Consider the following 20,919-nt stretch of genomic DNA (forward strand, 5'->3'; position numbering starts at 1 on the left):
TCATTGGAAGGCTCGTAGTTCAACGAATTGCCCTGGTGAGGTTAATTGTTGGATTGTGTGAGGAAAAAGAGTGTGATTGTGTGAGGAAGCCGGACAGTAACTTACAGTACACGATCCACGATGGCTCTTCAAAACAGCGATCTCAGTGGGGGCATCCACCCCAGACGCAGACTTCGGTTGAACGACTGACGGAAGCAAGAGGTAAAATGAATCCCCTCAACCGATCGATTTCGTCGAATTCTTCACTGAGACGTATCCCACTTTCTCTTGACAACCTCCATGCAAAATGCAACTCGAGCGTCAGTGCTGACCCATCTTGGCTTCATCGCGGTTGTTGTCGTGTCTCATGGGTGCTTCCTGCCCGCTGCATATGGCCAAACGGCCGAGCAGGCGGCTTCACTCAACACCCCATCGGTCAATGGGGATCTCGATGCAGGAACCTCAACCTCCCCACTCGACAAACGCGTTCGAGAGTTACTAATCGGATCGGACCTGTTCGCCGACAACGTGCTGGAAATTCGAAGACTCGCATCACAGGTTCCTGCCGACGAACGCCTGGACTTCCTTTGTCGGTGGATTTTGCCTTCGCCGTCCCACGCGAACTTTCGTGTGTCAGGTGATTTACCTCCAACTAACCCATCACCGTCCGTTCGTCGTGAAGCCGCATTTGGAACGCACGATTCGTCGATCATCTCGCCTGTTTATGACGCGTTGAAACTTGCGAAACAACAAGAAAAATTGGGGGAGTTACGCCAAAGAGTGTCGTCAATCGTTCCGCAGAGTTCGCGTGACGCTCAAGCACGCCAGGCGTTGTTGGCACTGATCGATTTGGAGCGAGGGAACCAGATTGACGCAGAAGAATCAATCGTCTTGCTTCACGAACTGACATCCACGGCGACAGAAAATTCACTTGCAGATCTTTGGCCCGCCGTTCTGGTGGCCCACCGCGGGAACGCACAGTTCGCTCGCTCACGAGCATTGGGAGAATTGATTTCTTTTCTTCACCAAAACTGTGTCGCTCGCAATCGATCGGATCTTCCCAATTCATTCACCAGCCAAATCCGTGGAATCAGCGCCGAGTTCTTCGGTCGTGAATGGGAGTCCTCCGATGAAGCCGTCCAAAGGATTTATGACTGGACGGCAGACTACCTGCAAGAGTGGATTCCAATTCGAGAAGCAACCGCATCGATGCGAGGAAATGGTGATGCCGTTGCCCAATGGATTCAAAACAGCTCCGGGGTGGTGGTTCACCGTGGAGGCAGCCACAACGAGTACCTGGCGTTTGCGACGCCTTTGCAAGGCAACTACAGCGTTGAAGCGGATCTAGCAGCCAAAAAGCGTGGTCAAATCCTGTCAGCTGGTCGGTTCGATGGTCTTGGTCATCGAAACAACCACTATCGCAGCGGTGTATTGAGCTGGGGACTCGATAATATCGAATTGAACAAGCCTTTCGAGAAAATCGACGGCTGGATTCACTACCGCACGACAATCAACGACAACACTCAGACAGTTCACTTGAATGGGCGGCAAATCCGAGAAGAATCAGTCGCAACCAATGCAGCACCGTGGTTGGCGATGCGCAGTTGGCATCAAGACAACGCGCATTTTCGGAACCTTCATATCGGAGGTGCCCCCGAGACCCCTGACAAAGTCTCATTGCTGACCTCGCGTGGACTATCGGGATGGACGGACTATTTTGGCGGCTCTCGTCCCGAATACAAAGGACGTTGGAAAAGCGTCGCCACCGCACGTGGGGAGACGATGATCGTTGATCCCAAACGCGAGGATTTGCCTCAGTCAAATTGCGAGAGTCTGCTTCGGTATTTCCGACCGCTAATGAGAGGTGATCGTGTGGAATATGACTTCTTCTATGATCCGGGAAAGGTCAGCGCGCACCCGGCACTGGATCGCCTCGCCCTTCTGATCACCAGCGACGGCGTGGCCGAGCATTGGATCACCGATGGATGCTTTGACCGCAGTCAATTGCGTCCCGATAACATTGTCGTTCGATCAGACCACCAACGTCACCAAGGGACCGTCCCGCTGAGACCGTCGCAATGGAATCACATTCACTTGCAACTGGTTGACGCCAAGATCCAGCTATCATTGAACGAACAGCTCATCTACGAATGCCCCTTGGACAATGAAAGCGACCGCACATTCGGACTGTTTCACTTTGCCGACCGTGAAGAACTGAGAGCAAAAGGATTAACACTACATGGCAACTGGCCCCAACAACTGTCCACGCCACAAACACTCGCGGATTCCATTCCCGATCAACTTCAATCCGATCTTGCCGGTTTGACTTCGGTTTTCACACACGATTTCCGAAACGAAGAGGACACGACTCGCTACTTCAACGCGAAAACCCTGCTAACAAGCGGCAATGCAGTTACAACGGAAGAAGGCTTGCGTCTATCGGCGGCTTCATTCGGACCATGGAAGCAGATTCGTACCTCTCCTCAATTCTCCTTGCGAGGAGACTTTGATGTCGTTGCGGAATTCAACCACGCGATCGTTCCCGAGTCGGGCGACCTCGCTCATGTCGCCCTCATGATCTCGCTCGAGGATTCACTTTCTCCCAAACTGATGGCGTCGAGCGGATTCTCGAAGGATCACGGATTGCATCTGATGGGATCGATTCACCTCGAATATCCGGATGGAACGAGGACTTCTCTAACAGGACGAAGTTCTAGTGAGTCCACCTCTGGCAAGCTGAGAATCGCTCGGCGACAGGATGAAATCTTTTTCTTGTTTGCTGAGGCAGACAATGGTATCTGGCGATTGATTCATCAGGAAAAAGGTTCGACCGGAAACGTTCCGCTGGGCGGCGTCAAACTCGCTTGCATTGTCAAAGGCAATGTGACCACGTCAACGACCTGGAACCAAGTTTCACTACGAGCCGAAGAGATGCTGGTGTCGTCATCGCCTGATCCCAAGCCGGTTCTTTCGGTGGTTCGACTCGACGGAACGGGACTGCGAGACTTGGCCGAGCCGACGGGAAGTATGACAAGGGTCGGGTCGCCGGATTGGTCCCCCGATGGAAAACAAATCGCCTACAATCAGCACGCGGGTAGCACTCGGACAGCTCGGCTGATGCGCATCGAAGTATCAGGAGGTGTTCCGGTCGATCTGGGATTCGGATCAATGCCGACGTACTCACCCGATGGAAAACAGATTGCATTTTCGGCTGCTGGCCAAGGTGTTGGAATCATGGCCGCCGATGGCTCCAATCGCACGATACTCGATCCTCGCGGTTGGGGAATCCAGTGGTCTCCGCGCCCCAACCTGCTCACTTACAGCATTGGAGGCAACCTTTTTATCTGGGACCTGAACACGTCTTCCAGCAGACCCATTCTGCAAGGACCGTATGCAACTCGGTACAGCTACATCGACTGGAACATCAGCTGGTCACCCGACGGCGAACTGATTGCGATCAAGGGACGACGTCGCGACAACTCGGACGATGAAATTGCGGTTGTCACCGTGTCTGCTCCAAGTCGGCTTCGAGTCCTTGCGTCGCCTACAAAGATCGGCGGTGAGTTTAGCTGGTCATCTGATAGTCGCCATTTACTGTTCCCAATGTTGGACATCGAATCGGGACGGTCGCGGCTGCATTCAATTGACGTGGCTGCTTCGGGCTTGCCAAAAATATGGCCCAACCAACCAAGCGATCGACAGATTTTTGGAATTGATCTGTCGACCGATGGAACATGGTTCGCATTCACCGCCGAACCCGAATCCCGCGTCGTCCCCTGGCGAAGACAGCCAGAATCCTCGCCTTACCAGGCTCCCGCACGCTGAAACACTGCCGGTTGCTGCCACCTACCAAGCTTCACAATCAGAAGACTCATCGGTCAAGAAGATCGGCGATCGATTCAACGCGAAGACGCCACGCACCTACCAGCTCTCGATGAATAGCCTCAAGTTGACTGTAGCGTCTCATAGGCAGGTTGCGTGAAGTCGATCAACCACCGTCTGCCCCCGCTTCACGCGACATTCCTGCTAAAGGAGGGTGGAAGCAGATGGGTTCTTAAAATTCTTTAGATACCTACGACAAGCCACGGCACACGGAACTGGGCCGAGTTGCTCCTGTTGAACAAACGAATCGTCAGTCGGCTGGGTATCTCTTAGCCGACTGTCGAGAGCCACCGTCCCCATCCGACGGAAATGTTTACGATCTAATACTACAGCGCTAAGTTTTGGGCCATCGGCATCGTGTGATGCTTTCGGGGTCGATGCCGAGTTCGGCGTATCTGTCGAGCTTCGTTTGCGTATGGCTGATGCGAGCCGCTACGTTGCGTGATTGATAGTAGTTGATCCGTGAGGCGACCTGATCAAGCAACATGCGACGACTCTCACGAGGGAGTGACCAGCTGACAACGATTGCGTCGACCGCGTCGCGAATTTGCTGAATTGTCCACTCCGGATTTTTTTTCCCGCTCCTGCTGGCAGGTTTGCGAAAGAAACAGATAGCTCAACGACGTGATGATCAAGTGGCGTTTCAGACCCAAGTATCGGCGCCCCTCGTAACAGTCTAAGCCGACCTCTTGTTTCTGATCCTCGAAACAACGTTCCACTCGCCATCGCTGAAACGCAACCTGTAGCAGCATCGCCATCGAAGCGAACTCGCTCGCGTTGCTGACGAAGAATTTCAGTTCGCCGTCAAGCACGTTTCTCGCGACCACCAACCACAGAGACAGCCCCGGTAGTCCGTCGCTGCCTTTGAGTGTGACGCGAACCCGCTTGGCTTCCCAGATGATGGGACCTTTCTCGCCGTCTTTGACGCGGTAGCGTTTCCAGCGTTTCGCTTTCATCGCTTCGCCGTGCCAGAACACTGTTTCAACACTTCGCGGCGAACTTTCCCCGCTCTTGACGCGGGGTGTCTTGCGACCTCGGCCGCGGCCGCCCTTGCGATAGGGCTGCTCGGTCACTTCGGGATGCTTCTCCCAAACCGAAAACGTTCGCGGCACTTCAAGCACAAACTTCTGATCGCGGTCGGCAAGAGCTTCCAGGAATCCAGGTTTACCGCCGTAGCCTTCGTCAGCGGTTAGCCAAGGATATTCAATCCCCTCCTCCTTACTGCGATCAAGCAATTCCAACGCGATCTGCCACTTGGGGCGATAGACCATCTCATCGGGAATGCCGGCGGCGGCACAACGCTCGCGGTCGTTACTCCAGCTCTCGGGGAGGAACAGTTCACCATCGACCATGCAGTGAAAGTCTTCGTTCGCCGCAGCCAGATGAACCGTGACGATACAGTTCTCCTGCTTGCCGACTTTGCCGCACCACTGTCGTTGCACGCCAGGCGTTTTGTCGCCCTTCTTGACGTCGCTGGTTTCGTCAATGATCGCGACAGTGTTCTTGTTGACATGCTCATCACGGACGATGTGGATCAGCCTCCTGCGAAGTCCATCTTCGTCCCACCGATGCTGGGCGATAAATTCCTGCAAGGTTCGCACCGGTGTACCGGCTTGCAACGCAATCGGCTCCACACTCTTGGCGTCCAGGTCGGAAAGTTGACCACGGACATAGGTCGTCAAATGAGCCCTCGTGTCGCTTCGTCGAAAACAATCGCCAAAGCGAGCCAAGTAAGCATTTAACCGATCTTCGAGTTGTTCCAGTTCAGCGACATCCATGCCAAGCTCTCCGTGCAGCAAACAAAATCTCCAGCTGCTATTCTCAGCGAAAAGCCCGGCCCTCTACAATACCAGCTAGCGCTGTAGTACTAAAGTTGTCCGTAAAAAGCAAGTACGCCGATCGCTTGGTCGAGTTGGACGACAACATCGGGAAGATCACGGACACAACCCGTAACTGGTATCCAGACAGCACGCTTGTCTTCAACCAACGTGGCGACACTGGTCGCCATGGCCGGAGGCGACGCGTCGGCGGCAGAGTGGGCACGGCGAGGACCACAAAAGTATGCAGCCACTGTCCCAGCGGTCTATGATCTTTGGCAGGATCCCCAAGAACGCTACGACCTGTTCATGAACAGCTTCACCGAGAAAACGTGGATGATGGTTCTCTTCAATAAGGACACTTCAGATCTGATGAAGACCGATGAAGCCAACCCACCACGTAAACTTCAAAGTGAGACATACACCGGTCCAATGCAGATCGAACGATTCCGTAAGATCGACAGAATCAAATCGCTGCTGAAGAAGAAAGGCATCGACTTGAATGAACTGAAGGACTGATCCCCTTTGACAGGGCGTGGCGAGAAGTGATTCTCGCCACACCGTTTTTGATGCGTGCTCTCAAACTCGTCATGATGAAAACCCATGAAATTCAATCGTCTTTCAACCTTCACCGCATCTATCGCTATGTTGCTGGCCGCTTCTGTCACCGCAGTAGCCAGCGATCCGCTTGCTTCCTGGAATGACAACGCGGCAAAGCAATCCGTTGTGGCGTTTGTCGAGCGGGTCACCGACGAGGGTTCACCAGACTTCGTCCCTGTCGAAGAACGCATCGCCACATTTGACAACGATGGAACGTTGTGGAGTGAGCAGCCCTACTACTTCCAGCTCGCCTTTGCACTGGACCGTGTCAAAGCGATGGCACCGGATCACCCCGAATGGAAGACCAAACAACCGTTCAAGGGTGTCCTGGAAGGCGATCTGAAAGCCGTCATGGCTGGCGGAAAGAAATCGCTGATCGAGATCGTTGCAGCCACGCATGCGGGCATGACCGCCGACGAGTTCGAACAGATTGTCACCGATTGGATATCGACCGCGAAACACCCCAAGACCGGACGACTGTACAAGGAAATGATCTATCAGCCGATGCTGGAATTGCTGACCTATCTTCGTGCCAACGGTTTCAAGACCTTCATCGTCTCGGGCGGTGGGATTGAATTCATGCGTCCATGGACAGAAGCCACCTACGGCATTCCACCGGAGCAAGTTGTTGGCAGCAGCATCAAGTCACGCTACGAGGTTCGCGACGGCAAACCCGTGATCGTGCGATTGCCAGAGATCGATTTCGTTGACGACAAAGAAGGCAAGCCAGTTGGCATACATTCTCACATTGGCAGGCGTCCGATTCTCGCTGCGGGCAACTCCGACGGCGACTGGCAAATGCTTCAGTACACCACGATTGACCATTCACCAAGTTTCGGATTGATCGTGCATCACACCGATGGCGAACGTGAATGGGCGTACGGCCGCGAATCGCATATCGGCCAACTCGACAAAGCTCTCGACGATGCCAAGCAAAAAGGCTGGACCGTCGTCGACATGAAGCAGGACTGGAAAACAATTTACCCAGGTGAGTGAATGAACGACCAACGTCCACAAGACGATCGCTCAATGATTCAACGAGATTCGCCACCGAAGCATCATCGCGTGGCGCATTCTCGTTTTGACTGGAGCGGTGGCATGATGATGGGCGTGACCGCGATCAAAGAAAGCCTTCCGAATCGGCTTCCCAATCCAAGAATTCAGAATCGTGACTCGGTGTATCTGAAAAGGGAGGCTCCTCCAACTTCTGCACACGAAAGTCATAGACATTGAAAACGTGTGGTATGCCAGGCGTTTGATCAAAGCGACGTGAACTGGCACAGCCAACTTGAAACAGACCGCTGGTCTGGAGTGAAGTTTGTCTCTCGTGGAGTTGTTCCCCATCGACAAAGATCCGATAGCCACTTTCGCCAATATCAAGCCGTAATCGCCGCGTTCGCTTCTTGGTCCCCTTCAAGATCCATTGGCGAAAGATGGGTGTTTTCCCCCATCGTTCCGGCAGTTCATCGGTCAGAAGAAATCCACCCCCGGGTGAAAAGCGAATTTGCGTTCCGCGTAACTCGTTCATCAGCCCGCCCGACCCATCGGGACCACAAAGCAGACTCACCCCGTGGGGCGAATTGGGTGCTTCTATAAACGAGACAGTGACCTCATAGGTCGCAGGCAGCGGATACCGAATTTGATTCCGAAGAAGGAACGTGTAATCCAGCCAATCAGTCGCCACCCGAAAACCGCCTGCGACATCAGCAATCTCATCAAGAGATTCGTTTCGCGGCACCTGGGATGCGTCATCCGCATCGGCTTCGGCCAAGTCATTCGCATCCGATCCTTCGAACTCACGAGCCATTTGCATGGCTTCCTGATGGCACTTCTCGCTGGAACGCAACTCCACACTGTCAGGCTTGCCGATTGGATTGAAACTGGCAGCCAATTCGTTGGTGGTGAAGTGAATCATCTCACCGCGATGGTACCGTTCCAAAAGATTCAGCTGCGTTCGGCGGTTGTCCAGAATTTGCTTCGCATAGGCACGCTTCGACTCGATTTCCTCGTCCGATAGCCCGGGGAAACGTGACGCGACGAATTCTTGATCATCAAGCCAAACGGTTCCCAACGCATCCAAACTCAAACGCAGAGCCGAGGTATTCTTGTCATTCAACCTTTCGCTATTGAACACCAGTCGCTGTTGAATCGGCATCCACCACAGGTAAGCGGGGCCGTCGGCCATCTTGCAAATGAAACGCACTTCCTCCTCGTTCATGTTGCGTGTTCCCCAGTTGATCTGTTCGGTGCGGGGACCAAGAACTTCTAACAACTCAGAGACATCCTCAAACTGCCCTGCTTCCCAAAGAATTTGCAGGGCAAGCTCGGCACCGCGTATCCCGAATCCATATGTTCGATTGCGCTGATTGAATTTGCCCCAGGCAGCAATGGAACGTTTCGCCCACGATAGATTCGCCGGATCGTCGACCATCGTGACATCGGGCGTGCGACGCATCAGATAGTCATCCATGAATACGTTGGAACGCAGTTCAACCACCCCGTCTTCTGTCTCCGTCTCGAGACACTTATTTGCAATGTTCTTTTGCCAATCTTCGCTTCCGCCCCACCGAGGCATCAATGCCAAGCTGTAGTCCGAGTAGGCGGATTGATGATCAATGTGCCCGCTCAGTGCCAGCCTGAACCAATGTTGCACGGACAGCGGCGTGTTCCCATTGCCCATTTGCAGCTTCAATGGTTGCCGAGCCAAAAATGCCAACTCCGGCCGCAGCAAATAAGCTTCGACCGCGTGCGATGAGGCGATGGTTGAAAGCTTGTCGAACATCTCCATCGCAGAGGCATCCGTATCCGATACGAACTTTGTACCGCGATGATCCCAAGCGACTTCGCGAAACATTTGTCCAACCATGTGATGAACGATGTACGGTTGAACCTTCGGTTGCTTAACGGAGACCAATGCCTCGACCAAATCCATCTGGGCGACGGAATTCAATAGCCCAAACGACAAGTACATTGAACCCAAACAAATGTGATCGCGTCCAACACTTGATTTCCTTCTGGATGATTCCTGCCAAGCCGCAGGCCAAGCGGAAAGATACCGCCGCACGGCCGTATCATACTCATCTGAGGCTCTGTCATCGGCATGGAACCGTAGCGCGTCCACGTGCACCATCGCGACGAACATTGGATCGAACAATTCAGGCGATTCGGCGATGCGATCCGATGCGGTTGTCACCCGCTCCCATTTCTTCTCGTAGGAAACGTTCGTATCCGTTTTGAACAATGCAAACAGAACAATCGGATCCCCAAGTATCTCCGCCGCCTTCACCGTCTCCAGCACCTTCTCGGACGGATGCTCGAAACGAAATGCGTCCAAGAGGCACTCGCGAAGAGCCGCTTTGTCTCGCTCGACATTTTCACTTTGCTGATTGCGCGCGACAAAACGTTCCAGCATCAAATCAATATCAACCGCGAATTCATCGACGAGGTCCGAATACCGAACGGGAGGTTGGTCGCCAACAAGCGGGGCATTGAACACGTCCAGCAATGCCGTCTTCAGATGAGGATCGACTTTGGTGCGAGCCTTCACGACATCACGAAGCCGCATCTTTTGAGTTTCCTCGTCGATTGGCACTTGATCGAGACAAGCCACAAATTCCTTCGACTCGAGATCCTTCAGAGTCACCTTGGATTTGTCCCGATACTTCATCAGCTCGGCCTGCAGTTTCATCCGCTCGGCCATGGCGGCAGACGAAGCCGCGGAATCAGCCAATCGGCTCTGCTCCGCTTGGTAGAGATACAAACCGATGCCACCAACCACGATGGCACTCAGCACCAGCGTGAACAGCAAGACCTTCAACAGAAGTCGACTCTTGGTCTTTCCGCTGGATTCCAACTCCGATTTTGACATTCCAATCAATTCCGCCTGCGTTCGATTCGCCTGCGCAGGGGTGTTGCCACGTCATCGACACCAGCATCCGCCACTCCTGCGTTCGTCCGAACATTCTAACTCAACGATCGCCGCAGGGTGGAACACCACCCCCACCGATACGGAGCGAAGAGGAGCTGAGATCAACCAAGTCAGTCGAAGGAATCAACAGCAACTGTCACCGGAACAGCAGTCGGTTGCCGTTGGCAGAGAGAAGCTTTTGCGTTGTGCATCCTCGTCGCTGGAGTAGACCGCGAAATGATCGGCGATGGTTTCCCGCGAGGCCGCCTCGGCGAGTTCATCGGTGCAGACTTCACCTCGCGTGTACATTCGACCGGCGTCGTCACACACGTACTTGAAAGGACCACGGTAAACCCGCTGGTAACCGCTCGCCGATCCAGCACCGGACTGAATTGCATCTTCATCGGGGCGAGTTGCGATCACGGTCATGGAGCGAAACGCGATGCCTTCGACGACTCGCCAAGGTTCGGTTTGCAGGACCGCGATTTGAATGTCCTCGAAGCCCGCGTTTTCGAACGCTTCCAAAAACGCTGACAACTTGTAAGCCCCCGAGATGCAACCGCTCCATAATTCCGGATCCGCTTGCATCGCTTCGGGAACATCTTCGTCACAAACAATGTCGCTGATCACCGCTCTTCCGCCCGGTCGCAAGACGCGAAAAATCTCGTCGAACAACAACTCCTTCTCATCCGCATCGACCAAGTTCAACACACAATTGCTGACCACGACATCGATCGTTTCATCATCAATCATCGGCGACTCCCGACGTTGCTCGGCCAAGTACGCCTCCAGTGCACGCAGGCCAGCATCGTCGGTCACAGGATGTTGCTTCAGATACTGCTGAACCTCATCGCGGTCGATCGCGAGATCTTGAATCTTGCCTTTGCGAAACGTGACGTTGTCGTAACCGATCGCTTCGGCAACCTTGGGTTGCGACTCGCGAGCCAGAGCCAGCATGTCATCGTTCATGTCGACACCGATCACGTGACCTTCCTCGCCGACCACCTGCGAAGCGATGAAACATATCTTTCCGCCGCCGCTGCCTAGATCCAAAACGGTCTCGCCGGGACGAACGTACTTCGATGGATCACCACAACCGTAGTCGCGATCGATGACTTCTTGAGGAATGACTTTCAGGTACTTCGCGTCGTAGTCGACCGGGCAACAAAGTTCAGCCTCGCGTTCATGGGCTGCTTGGGCATAGCGTTCACGGACAGCGGCTTCGACATTCATTGACGACATAACGGGGTACTTCAGCGAGCGGTGTACTGCGGGAAAAGATGGACGGATCAGGCGAAAACTGTAACGGTAGAAAAGGAGCAAGGCATCAGCGCAGCAGTGCGCCGCCACAACCGCTGCCCGCACCAGCGGTGCAGCCGTAGCAGTGATCGGCCAAAGCGATGGGTTGGTCGATCAGTTCGTCCAGCGATCCGATGGACCAAACGGTCCGAGGTTTCTGCGACAAACCAATCATCTGGTTGAAATCACAATCGTAGATTTGACCATCCCAGCTGATGGACACCAGCGATCGGCACATCACTTCATCCGTGGCATTTGGATTGAAGTTATCCGACAGCAACCGCAGATAGTCGTCCAGCAAACCGCGTTTTTGCAGGTATTGAGCGTAGCGGCGGATCGGAATGTTGGTGATCGTCAGCAAACTGCCGAATTCAATCCCGTAACGAGCTGACAATTCGCGGCGGTAGTCGGCTTCCAATTTTGCTTGATCCGGCGGAAGCGACGGTCCGGTGGGGTTGTAAACTAGATCCAGCCGATGCGTGGCGCTGCCGCGGCGATACCCGAGCTCATTCAGTTTCAACAGACCATCGATGCTGCGTCCGAAAACGCCGCCACCGCGTTGACCGTCAACGTTGTCTTCCAAATAGCAAGGCAACGAGGCGACGACATCGATTTCGTGCTCAGCCAAAAATTCAGCCACCCAATCAAAACCGGGCTCGCTCAGAATGGTCAGATTGCACCGATCAATGACTCGCAGTCCGGCGGCTCGAAAAGTGGTGGCCAACCGTCGGAAATTGGGATTCATCTCCGGTGCGCCGCCGGTCAAATCAACCGTCGTGATCGACGAGCACTCCGCCACCAATTCCAGCAAACGATCCGCGGTGCGGTCGTCCATGTTTTCACGTTTCTTTGTCGGGCCAGCGTCAACGTGACAGTGGGTGCATGTTTGATTGCAAAGTTTGCCGAGGTTGATCTGCAACTGGTTCAACTGATTTCGCCGGAGAGCCCCACCTGCGACCCGAGATGCGAATGTCGGCACCAATCCGGTGGGTAGACCTTCATTCACAATCGGTAGCAAACTCGTCACAGGTGCATTCTCCAGGGGATAATTGGTGCCGGCATGATCGATTCAAATCGTACGATCCGTCATCGACAACAGCACAGTTCGAGCACGGAGGTCGACAAAGCCGAAATGGAAACCATCAAAGCGGTCCCAACGTACAAGATGACCAACGAAGTCCTATCCCCGTTGTTGGGACAAAACGGTAGGATGAAGTGAGCACGGTATGGGGAACCGGCCGGTTGTGCGTCGAAGCTCGTTTTCGCGAATTGCATTTGCGAATCGATTTTCCCTGCAATTGATTGGTTTTTGAGACGACGGAACGTGACTTCCCTCGTCTTGTGGGTGACTTGTGGCGTACGGTTTGCGTAGGGAAACATCGGGTCGAAAGATTCGCCAGTTTGACAGTCGGTCTGGTCTAAGGGACGGAGAATATGTACGAACGGTTTACTGACCGAGCCAGGAAAGTCATGCAATTGGCTAACCAAGAGGCTCAACGATTCAATCACGAATACATCGGCACCGAACACATTTTGTTGGGTTTGGTGAAAGAGGGCAGCGGCGTTGCTGCCAACGTATTGAAAAATCTCGAGGTCGATCTGCGAAAAATTCGCCTCGAAGTCGAGAAATTGGTGCAAAGCGGGCCTGAAATGGTGACCGTTGGCAAATTGCCACAGACACCACGTGCGAAGAAAGTCATCGAATATTCGATGGAAGAAGCTCGCAATCTCAATCACAGCTACGTCGGCACCGAGCACATTCTGCTGGGTCTGCTGCGTGAGCAAGAAGGCGTCGCCGCTCAAGTTCTGATGAACTTGGGGCTGAAGCTGGAAGACGTCCGCGAAGAAGTCCTCAACCTGTTGGGACACGGTCTCGAAGGCGCTGAAGTTGGCGAACGCGGTGGCCGTGGCGGCGACGGCGAAGGCAGCAGTGGCGGCAGCGGAAGCAGCAAGAGCGGCAAGAGCAAAACTCCTGCCCTGGATAGCTTTGGCCGCGACCTGACCGAACTGGCAAAGAAAGGTGAACTTGATCCAGTCATCGGCCGCGAACGAGAAATCGAACGCGCCATCCAAATTCTTTGCCGTCGTACGAAAAACAACCCCGTCCTGCTGGGCGAAGCCGGTGTCGGTAAAACCGCCATCATCGAAGGCTTTGCACAACGAGTTGTCGGCGGCGAAGTGCCTGAAATCTTGGCCGAGAAACGCATTGTCGTTCTCGACCTCGCCATGATGGTCGCTGGTACCAAGTACCGCGGTCAATTCGAAGAACGCATCAAAGCGGTCATGACCGAAGTGCGTCGCGTCAAGAACACGATTCTTTTCATCGATGAACTTCACACCCTGGTCGGTGCCGGTGGTGCCGAAGGCGCAATCGACGCTGCCAACGTTCTGAAGCCAGCTTTGGCTCGGGGCGAAATCCAGTGCATCGGTGCAACGACCCTGGACGAGTACCGGAAGTACATCGAAAAGGACAACGCCCTGGCTCGTCGTTTCCAAGAGATCATGGTCGAGCCAACCGGCAAGACGGAAACAATCGAAATCCTCAAAGGATTGCGTGAACGCTACGAAGAGCACCACCGAGTTCAATTCACCGACGATGCCGTTGTTGCGGCCGTCGAAATGAGCGAACGCTACATCACTGCGCGTTGCCTGCCTGACAAGGCTATCGACGTGATCGATGAAGCCGGTGCTCGTGTGCGTCTTCGCACCATGACTCGTCCACCAGACTTGAAAGAGATCGACGAGCAAGTCGAAACGCTGAACAAGGACAAAGAAGACGCGGTTGCCAACCAAGACTTCGAAAAAGCCGCCAACCTGCGTGATCAAGCCGAAAAACTTCGCAAGAAGAAAGAGCAGATCACTCAAGAGTGGCGTGAAAAGAGTCAGCAAACCGATGGCGTCGTCGACGAAGAAATCATCGCAGAAGTCGTCAGCAAAATGACGGGCATTCCATTGACTCGATTGTCAACGGAAGACTCCCTGCGTTTGCTGAAGATGGAAGAAGAACTGCACAAACGCGTCGTCAGCCAAAGCCAAGCCGTCACGGCCGTTGCGAAAGCTGTTCGCCGAAGTCGCTCGGGATTGAAAGACCCCAAGCGTCCTACCGGTTCGTTCATCTTCGCCGGTCCAACCGGTGTCGGTAAAACGTTGCTCGCCAAGGCGCTCGCCGAATACATGTTCGGTGACGCGGATGCGTTGGTGCACATCGACATGTCCGAGTACATGGAGAAACACAACGTTAGCCGTCTGATCGGTGCCCCTCCCGGATTCGTGGGTTACGAAGAAGGTGGTCAGCTGACCGAGAAGATTCGCCGGCGTCCGTACGCGGTCGTGCTGTTCGACGAAATCGAAAAGGCTCACCCCGATGTCTTCAACATGTTGTTGCAAGTCATGGAAGAAGGTCGCCTGACGGATTCGTTCGGACGAAACGTCGACTTCCGAAACACGATCTTGATCATGACCACCAACGCGGGTGCGGAAGCGATCAAGAACGAATCGGCATTCGGTTTCCAAAAACCCGATGGCGATGCGAGCTACGACTCGATGAAGTCTCGTGTGATGGACCAAATTGAACGCGTCTTCCGTCCTGAGTTCTTGAACCGTTTGGACGACACAATCATCTTCCGTCACTTGACCACGACCGACCTGAAGGGCGTGATCGACTTCGAACTGTCCAAGGTTCGCGAACGTTTGCTCGATCGTGGCTTGGCCATCGATTTAAGCGACGAAGCGAAGGAGTTCTTGATCAAGAAAGGCAGCAACCTCGATTACGGGGCTCGTCCACTTCGCCGTGCGATCGAGCAACGCATCGAAGACCCACTCGGCGAAGAATTGCTGCGTGGTGCTTTCGAAGGCAAGGACACGATCATCATCGATGTTCACAAAGACGACAGTGGCAAGATCACACGTCTGAACTTCGAAGGCGAAAGCCGCGGCTGGGCAGACAGCGATTCCGAAGAGGAAACCGTGCCTGCCGCCAGCAGCGACGATCAATCGAAATCCGATGAGTCGTAAGTCGCTCCGCGAATGACAATCAGTGTGCCTCGGCGAGCCAACCCTCGCCGAGGCATTTTTTTTGCACCAATGGCCCGATATCACTCGGGCAAATTTTCGATCCGAATTGATCGCGATGCAGCAGACTGCCAAGAACGCCCACTCCGCTATCAACAAACAGAAGATCCCTCTGTGGACGCATTCGCTCGGCCGGGTCGGTGATCTGGAAGACCTGTTCGGAAGGCTTGCGGGAACGAAACATCGGCTCTGGTTCGACTCAGCGTCCGACCACGAACACGACCGAGGGCGATACTCGTTCCTGGCAGCAGACCCGGTCGGCTGGCTCCACGCCTCCCTCACAGATCCCGATCCGTGGCCCAAACTCCACAACTGGTGTTCTCGAATCGCGGACTTCGGCCACTCTGCCGAACTGCCTCCCTTTTGCGGCGGGCTGGCGGGACTGATTCCGTATGAAGCGGCTTGGTGGTTGGAACCAACGACCCGAATGCCGGAGAGTTTTTTAGGTGGTCGACCTCAACTTGGAATGGCGATCGGAATCTACGACTGGACCATCGCGGTGGACCACTCCTCCGGCGAAGCAACGTTGATCAGCAACGGCCTGGATAGCTCGCTGAACGCTGATTTCGAACGAGCACGCCGTCGTGGCGAAGACGTGCTGAAACGCTTGAGCCGAACCGCCCAAGCACCTCGCACCGGTGCACCGCCACCGAACGAGAACCTCGAATCGATAGGCCATCCAACAAGAGAAGCCGGCGTCCGAAGCAACTTCGAATCACAACGCTACGTCGAGGCGGTCGCCGAGATCATCGACCGAATCCGCGCGGGCGACTCTTTCCAAGTCAATCTGGCTCAGACACTTTCGCATCCTGCGATGTGCGAAGCAAATGAGCTCTACCGTCGCCTACGTCAATCCAATCCGGCACCTTACTCCGTCTTCTTTGATGTTGGCACCGAGCAAATCCTGAGCTCCTCACCGGAAGGATTTTTGCAGGTACGCGATCGCCACGTTGTCACGCGGCCGATCAAGGGAACCGTGCCGCGCACCGGAGACGAGATCGAAGACGAACGCTTGGCTCAGGTTCTCGGTGGTAGCGCAAAGGACCGAGCTGAAAACATCATGATCGTGGATCTGATGCGAAACGATCTATCCATCGTCTGCAAAGACGACAGCGTTCGCGTCTCCGGACTTTGCGAGATTGAATGCTACCAAAGTGTTCAACACCTCGTATCGACCGTCAAAGGCGACTTGCGTGCCGACGTCACCATCAGCGAGTTGTTGGCAGCTTGCTTCCCAGGTGGAAGCATCACCGGCGCTCCAAAAATCGAAGCGATGAAAACCATCGCCCGACTCGAAAGGCAACCACGCGGAGCCTACTGCGGATCGATCGGTTACATCAGCGTTTCCGGCAACGCTGATTTCAACATTTTGATTCGAACCGTCACTCAACGAGATGGCCGGTGGCACTTTCCCGTCGGCGGAGGCGTTACCGCTCGCAGCGAACCCCAAAGCGAACTCGAGGAAACCTGGACCAAAGCCGCGGGTCTTTTGCGTGCAATTCGACCGGCGGAAAGCTAACGATCCATCCAAACATTCAGCCGAGATTCATTGAGTGTCGCCATTCAATTCCGCAGCCAACTTCTCGCGGAAGATTTTGCTGTTGTGCCGAATGTCGACCGGCAGCGGTTGATCGCGAATGACAAAACGATCGATCCGTTGGGTCAGTGGATTTCGAGCCGCTCGATCGCGAAGACGTGCTTCCAATTCCTTCGCCCGAGTGGCATCGCTACCAATCGTTAGGTCGATGGGCTGAACGACCAACACCGGTGTCTGCTCACCCGGCTTTCCAACACCAACCAATGCGCATTTGTCGACTTGTTCGTCCACGTTGAAAACAGACTCGCATGGAATGGTGAAAAACGTTCGCTTGGACGATACGACCCGATGCGCCTTTCGACCGCAGAACCAGAAACGATCTTGGTCATCGAGGTAACCCACATCGCCCATTCGATGCCAAAATTGCTCCGCGTTCTCGCCTGACTCATCGTGGACTTTGTGCAAAGCGTTCTGGTCCGCTCGCGTGACGTACCGCCGAGTCACCATTGGTCCGCTCACGATCAACTCGCCAATTTTGCCTCTGGGCAATTCCTTGGTTTGATCGATGCTAGCGATTGGACCATCATTGATTTCAATCACCTTCCATTGCACACCGTCAAACCGAGAACCGACGCAAACACCTTTGCCCTTGGATGCAGCAGGCCCAGTTTCCGAGATGACGGCACGCGACTCGATGGACGCAATTGGTAGTGCCTCGGTCGCTCCATAGGGAGTCTCGATCTTGGCCTCTTCGTGAACAAATCGACGAAGCGATTGCAGTGTCGCCGCCGGAACGGGAGCCCCTGCTGAAAGAACTCGCTTCAAGGTTGGGAATGGTCTGCCAATCGCGTTCGCTTCGCACCAACGTGTGACTGTTTTCCAAAGTGCCGGTGAACCGAACGCTTGATCCACCTCCCACTGTCGAGCCGCTTGGATCAACTTCTGCGGATCCACATCGGCGGGTCGTGTCGGATCCATGTCTGGGATGACCGTCGTCACTCCCATCACCGCATCAAACAAACCAAACAATGGAAAACACGCCAAATCACGTGAACCCTGCCGAATCTCATACCGACTTCGAATCCGATCGATTTGGGCGTGAAAGGTTTGATGGGTGTAAGCGACGCCTTTGGGCGGCCCAGTGCTTCCCGTTGTGAAGATCACCGCCGCATCATCGAGCGTCTGAACATCGGGAAGTGACAACGATGAGTTTTGATCGCCCAACTCCAAAATCTGCCTGAGCGTTTTGCCCCCCCAAAACCAACGCCTGCCAACGGTGATGTTGCGTTTCGCATTTGGAAACTTGCTTCGCAAGATCGTTCGGATTGCCTGTGCTTTTGGGATCCCCAAAAAGCCATCCGGATTCACTTCCTGCAAACAACCGACCAGGTGTTTCCGATCCATCCCGGGATCAATCAGCACGACCACAACGCCAGCCTTCATCATCGCGAAAACGAGCTCGATGAACTGGGCTCCAAACGGAACCAAGCTGACCATACGCATTCCGGGCTCGATTCCCGAAGCCAACAACCCGCGAGCGGTTTGAGTGCTTCGCTCATCCAACGTTTTGAAAGTCGTCAGCGCATAATCGCGATCCGATCCATCACGCTTGGCTGGTCCAGAGGGTTCCGCGATGGCGATCGCCCCCGGCAATATTTTCGCGATCGCGGTCAGTCGCGACGCAACATTGCCTGATGAGCCCGCGGTTTCGGCGAGGACCTGAGACGACTCTCGACCGCATGGACCATCACTCATTTTCACTCACCAAAACTTCGAGAATTTGATCCGCGATCGATTCTTGCACGACTCGCTGGGCTCCCTTCCAACCGGGAATTCCGTTGACCTCAATCAATTGCAATTCGCCCGACTCCGTTTCCAGCCAATCGACCGCGGCGAACTTCAACCCAAAGTCCTCGCATACGCTCCGGGCCGATTGCTCCCAACTGGCTTGCATCGGAACCAGCTCACTTTGACCGCCGCCTCGGACGTTGGTGCGAAAGTCGGATTCGCTGCGACGACGGATTGCATGAGCATGCTGGCCGACGACGAGAACTCGCAAGTCGACCCCGCCGGGAGGCACGAATCGTTGAACGTAACAAACCGCGTTCATTTGCGTGAGAGTCGAGAACGTGGTCCAAGCGAGCTCCGTGTCGCAAACTCGCATAACGCCGCGACCTTCGCCGCCAAAGATTGGTTTGACCACGACGTCGCCCCCCAGTTCTTCGAAAGCAACCATTGCCGCGGCGCGTGATTGCACGACTTGTGTTGCAGGTGTCGCAATGCCGAGCGACTTCACTCGAGCCAGGGTTGCGAACTTGTCGATGGCGAGCTCCAACGCGGCCGGTGGATTGACGACTGCGGTCGTCTTCAAGCGGTTCTGGTTTCGAACAAAATCATGCAACACCGCCAGCCGAAACGTGATTTGCTCCAACGAACCCGCCGGCATGGTTCGCGTCAGAACGGCACTGAATTCGTCCAAAGATCGCTCGCGGGAATCCGATCCATCGTGCCGCTGACACCACACCGTCGAACGCGACGGTTCCGAATCATCACCGAGACCGATTTGACTTCGCAATGATTCGTAATCAGCAAAGTGAATTTGCACCGACCTTCGCGAAGCCGCAGCTTGCAACTCGGACAAATGCCATCCCAGCGTCGCGGCTCTGCCGAGCGGTTGTGAACGAGATGCCCCAACCAACGCATCTCGTCCGCCCAGCACCAACACACTTGCGTGACTCATAACCCAAACGATTTTCGCATGACGTCGATGCTGATTTGGCCATGACGCCACGTTCTTCCCGATTGCAACGAGTGGATCGTTACGACCGCGGGACTGAACAGCATTGGGTCCACTTGATAAAAATCGTATTCGTACTGCTTGAAGATTTCGGCGAATGGTCGTCCATGATCATCCGAGGATTGACTCGGCACCTTTGACGCGACGCTATCAATCGCGTCATCTTCCGCATCGACCCAAAGCGTTACTCGAGCACCGTAAAGCATTGCGTCGTTGGTTCGTCCAATCCCACCAATCGTATCGCCTTTTTTCGCGGGAGGAGGCAGTGGTGCGTCGCCGTGAGCGGACACCACGCGGGTCACGTCGAACTCCAGTGCGTGCAGCTTATGCAGGGCGGTCTCGACGCTTCGCGAAACAACTTGAGCGCTGCCGGCGATGCTCGTGCTCGGGGCAACTGCTAAACACAGGCGACTGGGATCGACGCCGCACTCGTCCGCCATCGCTTCAATGACGTCCTCACCGGGCAACGTGTCAGATTCCAAAACTCCGACCGCGAAATCATCATCAGTCGCCTGACGCGACAGATGCAGTTGCTCGAGCATGGCTTCTTTGCCACGCAAGCACCGCATCGGCCCACTCGCCATCGCAAAGTAATCCGCGACCGAAACCGGCCAACCGGCATATTGACCACCCAGACACGACAGAACCGGATGATCGGTTTGGATCGTGACGGACAAGCCAACCAAATCATCGGCGGTCGCCGGCACATACCGAACATTCGCCAAATCACCCAAACAAAGCCTGGCTAACCCAAGCCCCGCTTCCAGCGAGCCACTGCACGTCACACCGGCATCCAATACCCGTGCTCCAGCGATCGTCAGCGGCAGAGAACGCATCCCAATCGCTCCGTTCCACAAGGATTCGAAGCATTCAGACGCCGATCGGGAAAGATCAGGCTCCACTCCGGTTCGGGGAAGATCGTCGGGTGTCGCGGATTTCATGCGACCAATCTAGCGACCCCGCTCAGGATTGACGATTGGCCCTCAAGCGTTGCACTGCGGAGAACCGATGCTCATTTTGAACACACTAA

General features: G+C 54.7%; 13 protein-coding genes. 6 read left to right on the forward strand and 7 right to left on the reverse strand.

Annotated elements, in window-relative coordinates; genetic code table 11:
• Positions 1-279 precede the first annotated feature (279 nt).
• Entirely contained in the window at positions 280-3,804 is a 3,525-nt protein-coding gene (locus RB_RS13770; RefSeq protein WP_164922003.1) for a DUF1583 domain-containing protein, read from the forward strand.
• Between the two features lie 554 nt (positions 3,805-4,358).
• On the opposite strand, the gene RB_RS13775 is transcribed toward RB_RS13770, so the two are convergent.
• Positions 4,359-5,639, reverse strand: a complete 1,281-nt coding sequence (locus RB_RS13775) for an IS701-like element ISRba4 family transposase (RefSeq protein ID WP_076611259.1) — start codon at positions 5,637-5,639, stop codon at positions 4,359-4,361.
• 195 nt (positions 5,640-5,834) lie between these two features.
• Here RB_RS13775 and RB_RS13780 point away from each other — a divergent pair, with 195 nt between their 5' ends.
• Complete coding sequence (locus RB_RS13780; RefSeq protein ID WP_011121073.1) at positions 5,835-6,197, forward strand: hypothetical protein; 363 nt, start codon at positions 5,835-5,837, stop codon at positions 6,195-6,197.
• Positions 6,198-6,281: 84 nt separating this feature from the next.
• Positions 6,282-7,274 (forward strand): HAD family hydrolase, encoded by a 993-nt coding sequence (locus RB_RS13785; RefSeq protein ID WP_011121074.1) that lies wholly within the window; start codon positions 6,282-6,284, stop codon positions 7,272-7,274.
• Positions 7,275-7,398: 124 nt separating this feature from the next.
• Here the strand turns inward: RB_RS13785 and RB_RS13790 are convergent, their stop codons facing one another.
• The 3 genes from RB_RS13790 to arsS all read right to left on the reverse strand — a co-directional run bounded on the left by RB_RS13790 (position 7,399) and on the right by arsS (position 12,511).
• Positions 7,399-10,146 (reverse strand): hypothetical protein, encoded by a 2,748-nt coding sequence (locus RB_RS13790; protein WP_164922004.1) that lies wholly within the window; start codon positions 10,144-10,146, stop codon positions 7,399-7,401.
• A gap of 183 nt (positions 10,147-10,329) precedes the next feature.
• A complete protein-coding gene (locus RB_RS13795; RefSeq protein ID WP_037247881.1) occupies positions 10,330-11,418 on the reverse strand; it encodes a methyltransferase domain-containing protein in 1,089 nt (362 codons plus the stop codon).
• A gap of 94 nt (positions 11,419-11,512) precedes the next feature.
• Positions 11,513-12,511, reverse strand: a complete 999-nt coding sequence (arsS, locus tag RB_RS13800; RefSeq protein ID WP_011121078.1) for an arsenosugar biosynthesis radical SAM (seleno)protein ArsS — start codon at positions 12,509-12,511, stop codon at positions 11,513-11,515.
• A gap of 33 nt (positions 12,512-12,544) precedes the next feature.
• Here arsS and RB_RS27770 point away from each other — a divergent pair, with 33 nt between their 5' ends.
• The 3 genes from RB_RS27770 (at position 12,545) to RB_RS13810 (ending at position 17,074) form a co-directional block, all read left to right on the forward strand.
• A complete protein-coding gene (locus tag RB_RS27770) occupies positions 12,545-12,703 on the forward strand; it encodes a hypothetical protein (protein WP_165447217.1) in 159 nt (52 codons plus the stop codon).
• 215 nt (positions 12,704-12,918) lie between these two features.
• On the forward strand, positions 12,919-15,498 hold the full coding sequence (locus RB_RS13805; protein ID WP_011121080.1) for an ATP-dependent Clp protease ATP-binding subunit: 2,580 nt from the start codon (positions 12,919-12,921) through the stop codon (positions 15,496-15,498).
• 22 nt (positions 15,499-15,520) lie between these two features.
• Positions 15,521-17,074 carry an anthranilate synthase component I family protein gene (locus tag RB_RS13810; RefSeq protein ID WP_011121081.1) on the forward strand — a complete coding sequence of 518 codons (1,554 nt, stop codon included), beginning with the start codon at positions 15,521-15,523 and terminating at the stop codon, positions 17,072-17,074.
• A gap of 27 nt (positions 17,075-17,101) precedes the next feature.
• On the opposite strand, the gene RB_RS13815 is transcribed toward RB_RS13810, so the two are convergent.
• Genes RB_RS13815 through mch form a run of 3 tightly spaced genes read right to left on the reverse strand, consistent with a single transcriptional unit; the run spans position 17,102 to position 20,830 of the window.
• Positions 17,102-18,847, reverse strand: a complete 1,746-nt coding sequence (locus RB_RS13815) for a fatty acid CoA ligase family protein (protein WP_164922005.1) — start codon at positions 18,845-18,847, stop codon at positions 17,102-17,104.
• Positions 18,840-19,832 (reverse strand): ATP-grasp domain-containing protein, encoded by a 993-nt coding sequence (locus RB_RS13820; protein ID WP_164922006.1) that lies wholly within the window; start codon positions 19,830-19,832, stop codon positions 18,840-18,842. The genes RB_RS13815 and RB_RS13820 overlap by 8 nt, the downstream gene beginning before the upstream one ends.
• Positions 19,829-20,830 (reverse strand): methenyltetrahydromethanopterin cyclohydrolase, encoded by a 1,002-nt coding sequence (gene mch, locus RB_RS13825; RefSeq protein ID WP_011121084.1) that lies wholly within the window; start codon positions 20,828-20,830, stop codon positions 19,829-19,831. The genes RB_RS13820 and mch overlap by 4 nt, the downstream gene beginning before the upstream one ends.
• Between the last annotated feature and the right edge of the window lie 89 nt (positions 20,831-20,919).

Source organism: Rhodopirellula baltica SH 1 (assembly GCF_000196115.1).
GTDB classification, from domain to species: domain Bacteria; phylum Planctomycetota; class Planctomycetia; order Pirellulales; family Pirellulaceae; genus Rhodopirellula; species Rhodopirellula baltica.

Excerpts from the sequence above, each read along its gene's own strand:
- RB_RS13770 (WP_164922003.1), top strand. The coding sequence starts at position 280 with ATGCAAAATGCAACTCGAGCGTCAGTGCTGACCCATCTTGGCTTCATC.
- RB_RS13775 (WP_076611259.1), bottom strand. The coding sequence starts at position 5,639 with ATGGATGTCGCTGAACTGGAACAACTCGAAGATCGGTTAAATGCTTAC.
- RB_RS13785 (WP_011121074.1), top strand. The coding sequence starts at position 6,282 with ATGAAATTCAATCGTCTTTCAACCTTCACCGCATCTATCGCTATGTTG.
- RB_RS13790 (WP_164922004.1), bottom strand. The coding sequence starts at position 10,146 with ATGTCAAAATCGGAGTTGGAATCCAGCGGAAAGACCAAGAGTCGACTT.
- RB_RS13795 (WP_037247881.1), bottom strand. The coding sequence starts at position 11,418 with ATGAATGTCGAAGCCGCTGTCCGTGAACGCTATGCCCAAGCAGCCCAT.
- RB_RS27770 (WP_165447217.1), top strand. The coding sequence starts at position 12,545 with ATGATCGATTCAAATCGTACGATCCGTCATCGACAACAGCACAGTTCG.
- RB_RS13805 (WP_011121080.1), top strand. The coding sequence starts at position 12,919 with ATGTACGAACGGTTTACTGACCGAGCCAGGAAAGTCATGCAATTGGCT.
- RB_RS13815 (WP_164922005.1), bottom strand. The coding sequence starts at position 18,847 with ATGAGTGATGGTCCATGCGGTCGAGAGTCGTCTCAGGTCCTCGCCGAA.
- RB_RS13820 (WP_164922006.1), bottom strand. The coding sequence starts at position 19,832 with ATGAGTCACGCAAGTGTGTTGGTGCTGGGCGGACGAGATGCGTTGGTT.
- mch (WP_011121084.1), bottom strand. The coding sequence starts at position 20,830 with ATGAAATCCGCGACACCCGACGATCTTCCCCGAACCGGAGTGGAGCCT.